The 14,141-nt window shown below is 63.0% G+C and carries 10 protein-coding genes and 1 pseudogene; 5 read left to right on the top strand and 6 right to left on the bottom strand.

All coding sequences use genetic code 11. The features are described 5' to 3' along the window. Positions 1-439 precede the first annotated feature (439 nt). The gene (locus ABZ293_RS37625) at positions 440-1,336 is read left to right on the top strand and encodes a hypothetical protein (RefSeq protein WP_355188741.1); all 897 of its coding nucleotides are present in this window, start codon (positions 440-442) and stop codon (positions 1,334-1,336) included. A 56-nt stretch (positions 1,337-1,392) separates the two neighbouring features. On the opposite strand, the pseudogene ABZ293_RS37620 reads toward ABZ293_RS37625, so the two are convergent. Continuing rightward, positions 1,393-1,848: pseudogene (locus ABZ293_RS37620) on the bottom strand (integrase core domain-containing protein); the annotation flags it as partial. Between the two features lie 1,642 nt (positions 1,849-3,490). On the opposite strand from ABZ293_RS37620, the gene tcmP reads away from it, so the two are divergent. Next, the gene (gene tcmP / locus ABZ293_RS37615; protein WP_355188739.1) at positions 3,491-4,474 is read left to right on the top strand and encodes a three-Cys-motif partner protein TcmP; all 984 of its coding nucleotides are present in this window, start codon (positions 3,491-3,493) and stop codon (positions 4,472-4,474) included. A gap of 29 nt (positions 4,475-4,503) precedes the next feature. Here the strand turns inward: tcmP and ABZ293_RS37610 are convergent, their stop codons facing one another. From ABZ293_RS37610 to ABZ293_RS37600, 3 genes are all read right to left on the bottom strand, one after another. Beyond that, positions 4,504-5,247 carry a phage Gp37/Gp68 family protein gene (locus ABZ293_RS37610; protein WP_355188737.1) on the bottom strand — a complete coding sequence of 248 codons (744 nt, stop codon included), beginning with the start codon at positions 5,245-5,247 and terminating at the stop codon, positions 4,504-4,506. 840 nt (positions 5,248-6,087) lie between these two features. Next, complete coding sequence (locus ABZ293_RS37605; protein WP_355188735.1) at positions 6,088-6,816, bottom strand: NAD(P)H-binding protein; 729 nt, start codon at positions 6,814-6,816, stop codon at positions 6,088-6,090. Positions 6,817-6,862: 46 nt separating this feature from the next. Then, the gene (locus ABZ293_RS37600) at positions 6,863-7,585 is read right to left on the bottom strand and encodes a nitroreductase (RefSeq protein ID WP_355188733.1); all 723 of its coding nucleotides are present in this window, start codon (positions 7,583-7,585) and stop codon (positions 6,863-6,865) included. A 139-nt stretch (positions 7,586-7,724) separates the two neighbouring features. On the opposite strand from ABZ293_RS37600, the gene ABZ293_RS37595 reads away from it, so the two are divergent. Beyond that, positions 7,725-8,375 carry an NAD(P)H-dependent oxidoreductase gene (locus tag ABZ293_RS37595; RefSeq protein ID WP_355188731.1) on the top strand — a complete coding sequence of 217 codons (651 nt, stop codon included), beginning with the start codon at positions 7,725-7,727 and terminating at the stop codon, positions 8,373-8,375. Between the two features lie 354 nt (positions 8,376-8,729). On the opposite strand, the gene ABZ293_RS37590 is transcribed toward ABZ293_RS37595, so the two are convergent. Beyond that, positions 8,730-9,215, bottom strand: coding sequence for a MarR family winged helix-turn-helix transcriptional regulator (locus ABZ293_RS37590; protein WP_355188728.1), 486 nt, complete (start codon positions 9,213-9,215; stop codon positions 8,730-8,732). A 317-nt stretch (positions 9,216-9,532) separates the two neighbouring features. Further along, entirely contained in the window at positions 9,533-11,056 is a 1,524-nt protein-coding gene (locus ABZ293_RS37585; protein WP_355188723.1) for an alpha/beta fold hydrolase, read from the bottom strand. A gap of 641 nt (positions 11,057-11,697) precedes the next feature. Here ABZ293_RS37585 and ABZ293_RS37580 point away from each other — a divergent pair. Continuing rightward, complete coding sequence (locus tag ABZ293_RS37580) at positions 11,698-12,837, top strand: lipase family protein (protein ID WP_355188721.1); 1,140 nt, start codon at positions 11,698-11,700, stop codon at positions 12,835-12,837. 468 nt (positions 12,838-13,305) lie between these two features. Beyond that, entirely contained in the window at positions 13,306-14,133 is an 828-nt protein-coding gene (locus ABZ293_RS37575) for a class I SAM-dependent methyltransferase (protein WP_355188719.1), read from the top strand. Positions 14,134-14,141 lie beyond the last annotated feature (8 nt).

Raw genomic sequence — 14,141 nt, 5'->3', positions numbered from 1 at the left:
ACGCGCAGCCCGGCTCCCTGAACGGCGGTCGCCGGGCGCGTCGGCACGTCGGCGGCAGCCCTTCAGGCCAACCCGCCCTTTGATCTTCTGAGCCATTCCGCACGCGATCGAGCAGCTGGGCAGGCAGACGACGAATCTCACGCCTAGAGATCCACATCTCGGCTTGGGTTCCCGCCTCCTCATGGCCCCATGATCTGACTTCAGTCCGGGTGAGTAAAGGGCGCTTCGCGTCGCTACGCGATGCCTTCGGCACCCTTGACTAACCCTCCTTCAGCACAGGATGGCCAGTATGAGAAGCGGGGGGAGTAGGTGGCGGATAGACGATCTTCCGCATGCAGCGCCGAGGCCATCTGTCGGCCGTCAACGGTCAGGTATAAGTGCAGACCCGATTCCGGCGTGGGGTTTGGGACTACCGTATGCAGTTCGATACGGTCCCAGCGTGACGGACCCCGACGCACCGCAACCACATGCGGTCGATGTTTCCACTCGTAACAGGCTTGAGTCGCTAAAAGAGGCAATCGACGCATACGCGGATCTGCTATGTGATCACGCGGCGCCTCACCCCGGCAGTGACTTTCTAGAGGAAGAGGGGAAGCTCTCTATCCGCTCTCCCCATGAAGTCGCCACGGTCGTCGCTCTGAACGCGCTAGACCACCTGCGCCTAATCGCTGACCATGCTCTGGCTTCATCACGGATCACTGCGTTTGCGTCGTTTACCCTGGTTCGATCTGCAATTACGGCAGCAGGTCTCGCGGGATGGCTCTTAGCTGCGGAAGATAGCAAAGAGCGACTCAGGCGAACATTGGTTATAACCCATTACGAGTTGTCTAATGCACGAACTGCCGCCCGCGAGATCGATGGTCAGTTCCGTGACGACACAGAAGGAAATGCGAGCTATAACCAGCGACTCGCTGCCGTAAAGAGGGTGATCGCCAATTATACAAGTCAGATAGAAAAAATTGAAACTGATGCAGTAAATTTAGAAATTGCACCGGGGAGGTCGAAAGATGAACTGAAAGTGATTAGCAGTAAGCCAAGTGATACGGATATCATTCGTGAGGCAACAAAACTAATCTCGGTTGACCTGGATTACTATCACGAATTCGGAGTAGCGAAAGAAGTGCTTCGGATCTGGCGAACCATGAGCGCTCACGCACATGGTTTGAGCTGGGCGGCCGAGTTGACTGCGACAGTGACGACGGAGGCGGACGGCGCCATCCTCACGACGTGGAACCCGCAGGGTGAGGACTTGCTGCAGGGTATACAAGTTGCCTGGGACCTCATGTACGGGGCAACCGTCAGATACATCGAGTTGCTTGGTGCGCAGCCTGAGTGACCGGTCCCCAATGACGGGACCACCCGGTAATGGAGTCCGGGTTGTTTCGTTCGGATTCAGTTGATGCTGCAGGCCATTGGGTGGTGGGTGTGGCTGCAGCGGGCAGCGTACTCGGCCGGAGTCAGGTAGCCCAGCGCCGAATGCCGATGCCGCTTGTTGTGCTCGTCCTTGAAGTCGCCGATCACCACCCGGGCCTCGAGCAGGCTGGTCCAGTGGTTGCGGTTCAAGCATTCGGTGCGTAGCCGACGGTTGAACGACTCGACGAAGCCGTTGTTCCACGGCGTGCCGGGCGGGATGTAGACCATCCCGACCCTGTCGGCGCAAAACTGTTGCAGCGCAGACGAAATCATCTCCGGCCCGTTGTCCATGCGCAGCACCCGCGGCGGCCCACCATGCGCGGTGAACACCTTTTCCAGCTCGGCCGCCAGCCGCTCGGCGGTGATCGAGCATTCCACCAGGTGCAGCAGCGACTCCCGCGTGTGCTCGTCGATCATCGACGCGATCTTCACCGGGTCAGCCCGAAAATATTATTCCTGCAGCCCATCTCGGCTTCGCCCTCCCGCGCGTCTTACCTTGACGCTGTTGATCAGATGGGAAATGGGGGTGGACGACTGGGGGCAGACACCTGTCCACCCACAGTCGTCCGCCCCGGAGGTCAGGCTCTGGAGTTCGCCGGGTGGCATAAAACTGCACCGCGCACGCGGTGTGTGCGTGCGCAGTGCAGTCCGGTTGCATGAATTTACTTGCCGAAGGTCAGTGTCTGCCAGGCCGTCGAGCGTGACCCGAATTAGGTTTCGGGAAGCGACGGCGTCCTTCTGCGAGCATCGTGGAAGAACCCCAAGCAAGCGCTGAGGATCCAGCCTGCTTGGGTCCAGTCCGACAGGACTCCTACAGCGCCGGCCAAGCTCGCGCTGACCACTATGGCCAGTAATGGATGTACGACCATTTCGGATACAGGGTCGTCGGGTTCGGGGTCGGGGTGACCCTGTACGGGCAGCCTCGAAGAGGGCATGATGGTCCTGTCTGTGGTTATGGGATTCATGGGCATACGCTGCCTCCGTCTGCGCCAACAGATGGAGGCAGCACCCCGTCTGACGTGCGTCTCGATCGCCAAGTGAATCGAGGTGTTCGCGTTTGCCGCCGGGGTGATTGCCATTGGACCACGACATCGAATCCCCCGCCACTGCCCCCTTTTTTCCTGAACTATTCCCCCACAGGAAAGAACTTGGGGGGAAATAGTTCAGGAAAAAGGGGGAATACGAGCGATTCTGATGCGCCGTATCGATTCCTGCTGGTCGTGGCAATCTCTAGCGGAATGAAACCGGCGGGTCGTGTTACAGGAAAAGGAAAAAAGAGGGGGGAGTGGGTGCAGGAAATGGGGGGAAATGCTTGTTCGGGCGGAAAATGGGGGTAATGGGACCAGTGAATATGACCAAGCTCACGGGAGCTGGGTGGGGTGCGGAAAGAAATGGGGGGATTGGGTCGTGCCGGTGTCCATCTACCCGGTGCAAGCCTGTCGGACGACGATTCTGACGACAGCACGACGACCGCGGGCATCGGATGCACGCCGACAGCACCGAATCCGGTTGCGAATCAGCGCTGTTCGCGGTGGGTGCCATGTCTGGCAGTGTGGAGGGCCGGGTGCGAACGTGGCCGTAGCCGAACACGCGCGTCCAAATCGGCGTACAGAGGTGGTACGACATGGCCGGTGCCGGGACTGTCTGATCTTCGGCTCTGGTGCACATTGATGAGGCGGGCCGCGCGAACTTGTCGGTTGGGCTCCGCATCTGGAGCGAACATCGGTGGGGCTCATAGGAAGTTCGAAAGGGTGAGGGTGTGTCGCCAGCAAACCCTACCGATCGGTTGCTTTATTGGTGCATGTCGTGACCGCCACGCCGATGTGAAATCAGCTGTCCCAATCGATTTCGACGCCCGGTGGATGGTACGGGGAATGGGGGCGCCAAGGGAATCTTGCTGCGATGGCCGGTGATGTGCGTCCGTTGATACGGGCAAAAGGGTGTACGTCCCGTACCGGTGGGGCGGGACCTCGTCCTGAATCATGTTGTTGGCCAATAAAAATGAGGTGGGTTCGGTATTCTCGATCTATCCGGGCCAGGTGGCGATGGGGGCCCGCAGGGGTGGAGGAGGCCCGCGGTGGCACGTGAATGGTCGTACTGGACGAGCAACAAGCTTCAGATACTCGGCGACTACGTGCCTGCGTTCAATCGAGCATCGAAGAAGAGTTCGGAGCGCCTATACCTAGATCTGATGGCCGGCAGGCCCGAGAACGTCCAGCGACTGACGGGTGAAGTGATCGACGGGTCACCGCGCCGTGTGTTATCCGCAGATCCGGGTTTCACCCGTCACGTGTTCTTCGAACTACCCTCCAAGGCTGAGAAGCTTGAATCGGTGCTGCGGAACGAGTTCCCTAGCAAGGACTTTCGTGTAGTTCCTGGCGACTGCAACCGCACGATCGATGAAGCGCTGACCCGCCTGCGCGATTACCGGTGGGCACCAACGTTCGCGTTCATCGATCAGCAGGCCGCAGAAGTGGAGTGGCAGACGCTAGCGAAGATTGCCCAGTTCAAGGGTATAAACGCGAGGACGAAACCTGAGCTGTGGCTGCTGGTCTCGCCGGCGTTCGTGGCCCGCGGAGTTAGCGGTAGAAAATCGCAGGCGTTCCGCAAGAAAGTCACTCGCTTCTACGGCACGCGGAACTGGCTGAACATCCAGGAGGCGCGAGAAGCCAGGTCCATCACCGGTCGTCAGTATCGCGACGAGATGGTCAACCTCATCCGCTTCCGTCTGGCTGAGGGACTGGGATACAAGTTCACCCAGCGGATTCCGATGCTGATGACGAACAAGAGCTCCATCTACGACATGGTTTTCGCTGGCGATCACGACGTGGGCGACAAGATCATGAGGCACCTCTACAACAAGGCCGCTGAGCGAGAACCCGAAATGATCGCTGAGGCTCGTCGGCTGACGGCCATGCAACGGGAAGAACGGTCCGGAATGTACTCGCTGTTCGAGCTACCCTCCGCCGAGCCCGACGTCAAGGGTGAGGTGCTATGGCAATCCGCGCCGTACTGGCAACCGGCGAGTCGGGAGTGGTGGACCGAGCGCGACGTGGTGTAGGCGCGCTCGGCCGCAACACCGGCAGGAAGTTACGCGGTCAGGGCGGGCATCCCATTCCACAACTGGCCGTCGAGCTCACGCCCCATGGCTTTTGGCGTACGGCCCCCCCATTGCTTGAAGAAGAACGGCACGTCGGCCTCGTCGCAGGCGTCGCGAATGTCGCGCACCCACTCCGGGTCCATCGGGCGGTGACCCACTCCGGATTCGCCGCCGGCGATCACCCACCCGATGCCGTCGAGCACCAAACCATCAAGTGGACCCAGTAGAGGCTCGCACGACAGAAACCGCACTGCGGCGGGCACGCTCCGTAGATGGTCGACTCGATCCAGGTAGTCGGCGTTCTCGACCGAGACCCCCATCCAGACGTTGCTAGGCCACTCCAGTTGCTCAGCAATGCGTTTCAATCGTAGCGATCGTTTGGTGAGAACCTGATAGGTGTGCTGAGGGGTCTCCCTCATCACTTCGAATACGTCCCGGATGAAGCCGATCGGTACCTTCGCGTGGAACAGGTCGGACATGCTGTTGACGAACACCACGCGCGGGCTGCGCCAGCGCAGCGGAATATCAAGTGCTGATGGGTGAATCGTCACTCCGAACCCTGGTCCGGAAGTGCGGGGATCGCCATCGTTCTGGTATTTTTCTGCGCCCATCGACTTCAGTCGCTTCGCCAGAGTCATCGCGTAGCAGTGGTCGCAGCCGAGTGAGACGCGATCACACCCGGTGATTGGGTTCCATGTCGCTTCGGTCCACTCGATACTCGATTTGTCCGCCATGACGCCTCCCCTCTCGAATTGGTCTTGACAGTACCTTCGTAACGACGCCGTGTAGTGGCTGACCGTGATCTCCGTCGTCGATGACGGTTGACACCCCCAGCCCCAACAAAGTCCCAACAATATGGCCACCCGTCCGCGTCATGCGAAAGTGTGTTCGATTGTCGACAGTAGTCCACCGTGGAGCGTTGCCGCAGGTGGAAAATGGTTTTCGGGTTGCAATTGACAGCATCCGGTCGTGTCGAGTAGCGCCGATCGGCCGTAATGAAAAGGTCGGGGGTTCGATTCCCCCAGGCGGCTCCAGCTCAGAGGGTTTTGGTGGTTTCGGAACCGCCGTATGAGACCCCAGTGTGCCAACGCGCGGGAGAAGTTCCCCGTGGAATGCCTGCTAGTTGGTTTCGGATGCTCGGGCTTGCCAAAGCTATTGTGAGCAAGCCGAATACGCTCACTACATCCTCCAGGCCGACGGGGAGCAACGCACCGAACGTCACCACTTTTGCCACAGCGACCCGCAGTTGGTTGTAGGGGTAGCCAGGCTGCGATGGTGTTGAGTGCTGGCTGCGACTTCCATGCTTTGTGGAAGGGGATGCCGCGGGCGAGCATGAGCGATATTGAGCCGTTGCGAATCTGGAACTGCTCGCGGATGATATCCGGCGATCGAGACCTGCACGGCCAGCCACAGTCGACGCCAGCAGCATCACCAGACCTGAACCACGATCCGCGACACTGCCTGGTGCAACCTGACAGCCATAGACCTCCGATGTTCTCGAGAGTCAAGCCGCCGCATGCTGGCCCAACGAAAAGATTGCCCGGCTGTGACGGGACATGCAGGAGGCGGTGATGTCAGGACAGCCAGTCGGCGTAGCGAGTAGCGGCGAGGTGTGCGTCCTTGTCGGTGAGGACATCACCCTCGACGACGGCGAACATGCCGGCGGTGGGGTCGGTGACGACGGTGCGGTTGTCGCCCTTGTGGGACAAGGTGATCCGGCCCAACTCGTCCAGGGTGAAGATCTCGGGGCCAGCAATGTTGCGAATGCCGTTCAGCGGGGCGCTCGCGGCGACCTCCGCCACTGCGGCTGCCACGTCCGCGGCGGCGATCGGCTGGATCGGCGTGGCGGGCAGCCGGACGGTGTCGCCGTCAGCGGTCCAGGACAGGACGGCGTCGATGAACTCCATGAACTGCGTCGCCCGGACGATCGAGTAGGGGATCGGCCCGGCCGCGAGGAGGTTCTCCTGGAGCGCCTTGGCACGGTAGTAGTCCAGCTCCGGCGCCAGGTCCGTGCCGACGATCGAGAGGATGACGACGTGGCCGACGCCGGCTTTCATGGCCGCGGCCAGCAGGTTGTCCATCGAGGTCTGGAAGAAGGCAGGGGCGGCATCGTCGAAGGTCGGGGAGTTCGTCAGGTTTACGACGACATCGGCTCCCGCCACCGCCTCGGTCAGTCCCTGACCGCTGATGACGTCGACGCCGCTGGATTTTGAGTGCGGTACCGCCTCATGTCCAGCGGCGGTCAGGTTCTTGACGACCTGCGACCCGATCAGTCCGGTGCCGCCGATGACTGTGATCTTCATAGCATGCCTTTCATAAAGGTCGTGTACGGAGATGGCACATGACTGGTTACACAGGTGTGGGACAAGAAACGGTGCATTGATCAGCCCGGGAGGAGCCGCGTCGCGGGCCGTCGACGAACGTGACTGTCTCGTCGAGCGGCGCCCGGCCTATTCGAGCGTCACCTGCGGTGACGTCCTCGAACCCGATCGACATGCCGCAGAACAGGACAAGCTCGTCTGGTGGTGAAAGAACTTCCGCGACGGTCCTGTGGAACTTCGCCCACGCCATCTGTGGACAACTGTGCAGCCCTTCGGCGCGCAGCAGCAGCATCACGGTCTGCAGATACATGCCGACGTCGGACCATTGAGGCCGACCCATGTCGCGGTCGACATAGCAGAACAGGGCGGCTGGCGCGCCGAAACAGTCCCAGTTCGCGACAGCGGCCTTCTGACGCGCCTCCAGGTCCTCCCTGGGAATGCCGAGTGCGCCGTAGCGCTGCTCACCGAAGGCAGACCGGCGCTCACAGTAGGGGGACTTCAGTGCGGCCGGGTACATCTCGTACTCCGGCTCGTCCCAGGAATCGCCTGAGGCCAGGCGTTCGCCTGCGCGCTTCTTGATCTCGGCCAATGACGAGCCGGTCACCACGTATGCGTGCCACGGCTGAATGTTGGATCCGGACGGCGCCCAGGTCGCGGCGGACAGGACGCGCTCCAGCGCCTTTCTCGGGACAGGGCGGTCGGTGAATTCGCGCACCGCTCGCCGGCTCATCACCGCTTCATAGATGTCCATGATCGCCCGCCTCCATCTACGCAACTGGTCTGCCTTCGTTATGCTGGCCATAGTATCATTCGATACCGTATCGTTCGATATTATCTCGACCATCAGCTCTCGGTTCCCCGCCGCGGGCACTGCACCTTGGAGAAAGCTCATGGCCACGTTGCTGCACATCGACTCATCCGTGTTCCCGCACGAGGCGTCCTCGTCCCGTTCGGTTACGGCCGCCTTCCGTAAGACATGGGAGGAGCAGCACCCGGAGGGGGCGGTGATCTACCGCGACCTCGCTGCCGACCCCGTTCCGCACATCACCGCCGACGCCTGGTCTGCCGGATATGTCACCCCCACCCGTCGCACCCCGGAGCAGTCCGCCGCGTTCACCGCACGCGTGATGTTCATCGAGGAGCTGGAGCGGGCGGACGCCGTCCTGATCGGCGCCCCCATGTACAACTTCTCGATCCCGTCGACCCTCAAGGCATGGCTGGACAACGTGCTCCTGCTCGGCCGCACCGCCGGCGAGACTCCCTCCGCTCAGGGCACCCCGGTTGTGGTCGTCGCCAGCCGCGGCGGCTCCTACGCGCCGGGCACCCCGCGCGAGGGCTACGAATTCGTGCAGAACTACCTGAAGGCCGTCCTCGAGAGCATCCTCGGTCTGGACCTCGACTTCATCGTCCCGGAACTCACCCATGCCCCCCGCAACCCAGCTATGTCCGAACTGGTCCCCCTCTACGAGGCGTCCCGCCAGCGCGCCCTCGAGGAGGCGACTACCAAAGCCAAGGAACTCGCGCAGCGTCTCACCGCGTAACCCTCCCGACCCGAAGGCGCCGTATGCCCCTCACCCAGGACGACCTCCTCGGCGCAAGCACCCTCGCCATCGGTGCCAGCGGCGCCCTGGACCGGCGGGCAGGCGTGGCAATGTGGGCTGTCGGGGTTCCGGCCTATGGGGCGGCTCGCATCGAAATGACGATGATGCCGGGCGATGGTGAAATGTCCATCGGCCAGGCATGTGGCGCGGCCGCCGCGCCAACCGCTCGCCCTCCTCGACAGTGCAGCCCTGACCGGCCACCTTGCCGAGGCGCAGCGACAAGGCCGCAGCTCTCGAGATCGGGTTCGCCGCGGAGCCGCGCCACAGCGCCGACGCGGCCGACAACGGGCGCGCCTACGCCCCGTCGTCTGCGGGATGGGCAAGCCGGATCAGGAGATCCGTCAACTGCTCGGGCTCGCCGCGACCCAGTCCGGCAACCAGACGCTCAGCCAGCGGCTCCGCAGCCGCGTGGGCCGCATCGAAGAGCTCCAGTCCCCGAGGTGTGATCTCCACTGCCCGGGCTCGCCGGTCGCCCGGAACGGCCTTGCGTACGGCAAGACCCTTGCGCTCCAAGTCGTCCACGATGCGCATGATCCCGGCCTTGTCCGACCCTGTCGCCGCCGCCAGATCCCGCTGCACCGTGGGCCCGTGATTGACCAGCTCGATCAGCACCGCGAAATGCCGCAACTCGATGCCGATCGGCTGAAGCGCCTCCCCCATCACCGAGGCTGCATGCCAGTGCGCCCGGCGCAACAGCAGGCCGAGAGCGAAAGGCGAAGGATCCCCGGGACGGTCGGTCGCACGTGAGGCGGCGGTGTGGTGAGGAACATCGGCGGCCATGATGCCAGACTACTTCATCCGATACGGTATCGTTTGAAACTAAATGCGGCGCTTTGCCGCCGAGCTCGAGCTTCTCGATTGTCACGGAATCGGCGACGTACACCTGCTCGACCTGGACGTCGATCGCATCTGCCCCGCCCATCTTGTCAGTATGAGCGGGCGTCAGATCTGCACGCGGTTAATGACCGATGCACCGAAGTGGCGGCGCTGCCACCAGCGCTCAGGTGGTTGCCTCGGGACAATCGCGGAGATCCGGCAAAACGATCGCGAACAAGCATGGTTTCTTCGCGGCGGCGCTGGCCGCGGCCGCGCGCCAGCTAGTCGTTGGGGAGATCGTTGGGGTCGGGTTGGCAGGTGAGGTCGGCATCGGGGAGGGTGCCGTCGCGGAAGTAGGTGTTGACGGCGTCACTCACGCATTGGCTCAGGTCGGCGCGGAGGATGCCGTGAACGCGGGTGTCTGCCAGTGTGACCATTCGTGACGCTGTCAGGTCCTGGTGCAGTGCAAGGCCTTGCTGGTAGGCGGTGCGGGTGTCGCGGGTTGCGTGCAAGATCAGGGCTGGTGTCGAGTTGTGCACTGCGGTGGGTGGTTCGATCGGGTCCGGCCAGAATGCGCACGCGGTGATGTTGTTGGCGAATGCGCCGAACACTGGTTGGGTGGCTCGGACATCTTCGATGTTGCGGCGGTACCAGGCCGGATCTCGGGGTGCGGCCTTGTCGCCGCACATGACTGCGGCCATGCCCGAGGCGTCCAGCGAAACGGGGCCGCTGATCTTCGTTTTCAGCTGGTTCATGTCGACGGACAGCCCGGACACTGCGTCGGCCACGATCCGCACGACCTCGGCGAGGTTGGTGTTCTTCTGCGGATTCGACAGCATCGCCATCAGCATCACCGGGACCGTGTGTTCATCGATGAGATAGCCGTTGCCGATCACCGGATGCGTGGCGGCACGTCGGATCATGTCCTCGACAAAGGCTCGGACCTGCGGTCCGCTGCTGCCGAAGTGGTAGTCGGCGTCGTGGCGGGCTGCCCAGATCGCCCAGTCGTCGAGCCCGGCCTCGTTGACAGCGCCCATGTCCTGGTACGTGCCGATCCAGTAGCGGTCCGGGTCGATGGCGCCGTCCAGCACGATCCGGTCGCTGTGCTGCGGGAACATCTGTGTGTACACCGCGCCCAGGTAGGTGCCGTAGGAGCCGCCGTAGTAGTTGAGCTTGCGTTCGCCGAATGCGCTGCGAATGACATCCATGTCCCGGGCGGTATTGCGGGTGGTGATGTGGCGGGCCTTCTCGGGATCGGGTGCCACGCAGGACGCAGCCAACGCGGCGGCCAGGGTGGTGTCGCGAGCGTAGCCGAAGGTATCGAAGCCGGCCGAGAACATCATGGTGGGCAGCGGCAGCGCACAATTCACCCGGTCCGATCGGCCGATACCACGCGGGTCCATGCCGATCAGGTCGTACCGGGCACGGACATCCGGTGTGAGCCGATCCTGGAGGTCGACCATCATGCTCAGGCCCGGACCGCCGGGACCGCCGGGGTTGGACAGCATGATCCCGCGTCTTTGGGCAGGGTCGGTGGCTGGGATGCGCGAGATCGCTACGGTCAGCGTGCGCGAGTCCGGTCGGTTGTAGTCGAGCGGTACGACGACGCCCGCGCATTGAGCCCCCGCGCCATCGAGCACCGCGTCATTGCACGGCTGCCAGTCCAGTTGCTGGTGATAGAACGACTCCAGCCCACCTGGGATGTCATCGACCGGGTCGGCGCTTGCCGGTCCCATGGGCAATGTGGCGAATGCGGCTACCGATATGACCCCGAGAACGAGCCATCGAATCCATGTTATCGGCATTGCATCTCCTGCCCGCGACCTCCGTGTACGCATCCCTGATTCCGTCGCACAGCCATTTCCGGAGGTCTCGGACCAGCACCATACAGACGTTTGCTGAAACGGGCTCGGCGAAGCCGAGGTTTTTAGAATCGTCACCCATGCTTGCCTCGGTCAGATCGATCTTGTGTCTCCAACATCAGGTTTCGCGACGCGAGCCGACGTGCACAAATCACAGACTGATTGCGATGGCGTCGTATGCCAAGCAATTGCCTGCCATGTCGCGAACAAACACCCGCGTATCTCCTCGGTCCAGGAGAGCTTTTTTCGCCTTTCTGGGCGGCCGCAACCTTTGTTGAAAACTTTATAAATGTAAATATGAAATCGTTATGCTACCGTGATCCAAACCCCAAGTGTTGTAACCGGTTGGTGCAGGCCCGGAGTGCCTGCGCGTCGGATAGTTGGACGCGGGAGGCGTGATGGAATCCGGGCATATGTTGTCGACGTATCGGAAAAATGCTTGCCGCACAGCGTGTTCGGCTACCGATGTACCTGGTCTGCCGGTCGACGGCGAACCCTGGCAACCAGCGGTGTGGTGGCGGATCGGTCGGCTATGGCTTGCGCCTCTCACGCTCGCCATGATCATGCTGGCGGCAGCAATGTCGATGCCGGTCGCGCGAGCCGCAGTGCTGTCCCCCGGTGACGATCCCTTCTATGCCGCACCCACCGATCTGGCGTCACATCCGAACGGTGCGGTGCTCGGGGCGCGGACGATCTCACTGTTCGGTATGCCGATACCGGTGGCGGCGTGGCAATTGCGGTATCGCACAACCGATTCCGAAGAGCATCCGCAGCTGGACGTGACGACCGTGCTGGTGCCACCGGTGCCCTGGAGCGGGCCGCGGCCGGTGTTGTCGTACCAGGTACCCGAGAACAGTCTCGATACCCGGTGCGCGCCGTCGTCCACGCTGCGCGGCGGACGCGCCACCGACATGGCGAGCGCCATGCAGGACGCGCCGTTCATCGCGGAGGCGCTGCTGCGGGGATGGGCCGTCGTAGTCAGCGATTACGAAGGGCCGCAGTCCCGACTCTTCGACGGCGTGACATCCGGGCGTGGCGTCCTGGACGGAATCCGGGCCGCACGGTCCTTCTCGCCAGCCGGCATCGATGCCGCGAGCCCGATCGGCGCCTTTGGATACTCGAGCGGAGCCTTCGCCACGCTGTGGGCCACGCAGCTGCGTCAGGAATACGCACCAGACGTGCGATTCGTCGGCACCAGCGCCGGCGGTGTCCCCACCGATATCCCGGCCGTGGCGCAACGCGCCGACGGTGATGCAGGGGCGATTCTGATCCTGCTCGGGCTGGCCCGCAATGAACCCGACTCCCGGCTGGCCGACTTGCTGAACGACCGGGGCCGCCGCGCGCTGCTCGCCGCAGACACCTCCGCCTGCGGTGCGGATCTAGCTCAGAACTACTCCGACATCCACGTCGACGACCTCGCCACGGTCCCGAACCTGCTGGCAAATCCCGCTTTCCGCAACGCCGCCACGCCCAATGAACTCGGCCGCACCGCCCCTGACACCCCGCTGTACCTGTACCACAGCGTCGCCGACGAGAAGATCCCCGTCGCCGGCTACACCGCCCTCGTCGATAGCTACTGCGCTCAGGGCGCCACCCTCACCGCAATCCACTCGCTGTTCCCGACGCACATCGGAGCCGCCGCAGGCGAAGCCATGGGCGGCATGAACTTCCTCGCCGACCGCTTCGCCGGGACACCACAAGCCCCGGGGTGCGTGGTGCAGTAAGCACCGGTCCCGTCAGGCCGAGTGCAATGCACCGCCGTCACCAGGGTCGTGGCCACGCCGTCGTTGATGCGAATGGCGAAGGTGCGCTTCAGTGCTGCGACATCGATCGCGCGGTCGGCACCTGCTGACCTTGGAGAAGGATGCCGCGGACAGCAGCAACCGGTCGCCGGCCTCGACACCGGTCGCCGACGCCGGGCCCGTCAGGGCGTCATCGGCCCTGCTTGGATTCACTCGAGGTTCGACGGGCTGCACGAGAATGTTCTCAGCCTGACAGCGGCGGACCCGGGCCTGTTCCATCCGGATCAGGCGGCACACTTCCGTTCTGAAGATCCGATCCGGCGCAAAACCGTCGGTAGGGGGTTCAAATGTCCGTCGCCGATACCCCCAGCCACGCAAGCGCTGTGCAAGCGAGCACCGGCAGGATCGTGTCATGGAGCGAAATCAGCCCCGCTTCGGAGGAGACCCATCATGACCGACAAGATCCCAACCCGGCTCGGCAACGTCCAGGAAACACTATTCATCCCGCTGGCTGCCCGAGCCCGCGAGACGCGCAAGAAACACCCAGTGCTCCGCGACCCGAAAGCGGTCGAACTGGTGGAGTCGATCGACTTCCCCCGCGAGAAGTACGAGCGCAGTTGGGGCTCGGTGATCATGGTATTGCGCACCGCCGTATTCGACACCTGGATCCGATCATTCCTGCAGCAGCACCCCCACGGTACGGTCGTCGAGATCGGCACCGGCCTCAATACCCGCTTCGACCGCGTCGACAACGGCACCGTGCACTGGTTCGACCTCGACCTCCCCGACACCATCGCCCTGCGCCGCCATTTCTTCACCGACACCGAACGCCGCTCGACGCTCGCCGCCTCCGTGCTCGACGAAGACTGGATGGACCAGGTCGCCGACTCCCCGGGCCCGTACTTCTTTGTCGCCGAAGGCGTTCTGGTCTACCTCCCTGAGGACGAGGTGCACCGCACCCTGACCCGCCTCGCCCACCGCTTCCCCGACTCGTCCATCGCCCTGGACACCTACGGCCACCGCATGATGCGACACCAACACCAGCGCGCCGAAAAGGGCGACGTCACCGCCCACTGGCAATGGGCCTGCGACGATCCCACCACCCTCGAGTCCCTTGGCCTACGGGTACTCGAATCCACCACGGTCGCTCGCCCACCCCAACCCTTCCACAGCCAACTCCCCCTCACTTACCGTGCTCTCCTCCCCGTACTACACCGATTCATGGACCGCAACGACGCATTCCGCCTAACCCTCTTCCAAACCCCGGTGCCTCAGTGACGCCGAAT

It is taken from the genome of Nocardia sp. NPDC005998, from assembly GCF_040614395.1.
Classification (GTDB): domain Bacteria; phylum Actinomycetota; class Actinomycetes; order Mycobacteriales; family Mycobacteriaceae; genus Nocardia.
Note: the sequence above shows the minus strand (reverse complement) of the source record. Positions and strands in the feature narration are given on the sequence as shown.

Bases quoted from the DNA above. Each gene is read 5' to 3' on its own strand.
- ABZ293_RS37610 (WP_355188737.1), bottom strand. From the start codon at position 5,247: ATGGCGGACAAATCGAGTATCGAGTGGACCGAAGCGACATGGAACCCA.
- ABZ293_RS37605 (WP_355188735.1), bottom strand. From the start codon at position 6,816: ATGAAGATCACAGTCATCGGCGGCACCGGACTGATCGGGTCGCAGGTC.
- ABZ293_RS37600 (WP_355188733.1), bottom strand. From the start codon at position 7,585: ATGGACATCTATGAAGCGGTGATGAGCCGGCGAGCGGTGCGCGAATTC.
- ABZ293_RS37595 (WP_355188731.1), top strand. From the start codon at position 7,725: ATGGCCACGTTGCTGCACATCGACTCATCCGTGTTCCCGCACGAGGCG.
- ABZ293_RS37590 (WP_355188728.1), bottom strand. From the start codon at position 9,215: ATGGCCGCCGATGTTCCTCACCACACCGCCGCCTCACGTGCGACCGAC.
- ABZ293_RS37585 (WP_355188723.1), bottom strand. From the start codon at position 11,056: ATGCCGATAACATGGATTCGATGGCTCGTTCTCGGGGTCATATCGGTA.
- ABZ293_RS37580 (WP_355188721.1), top strand. From the start codon at position 11,698: ATGCCGGTCGCGCGAGCCGCAGTGCTGTCCCCCGGTGACGATCCCTTC.
- ABZ293_RS37575 (WP_355188719.1), top strand. From the start codon at position 13,306: ATGACCGACAAGATCCCAACCCGGCTCGGCAACGTCCAGGAAACACTA.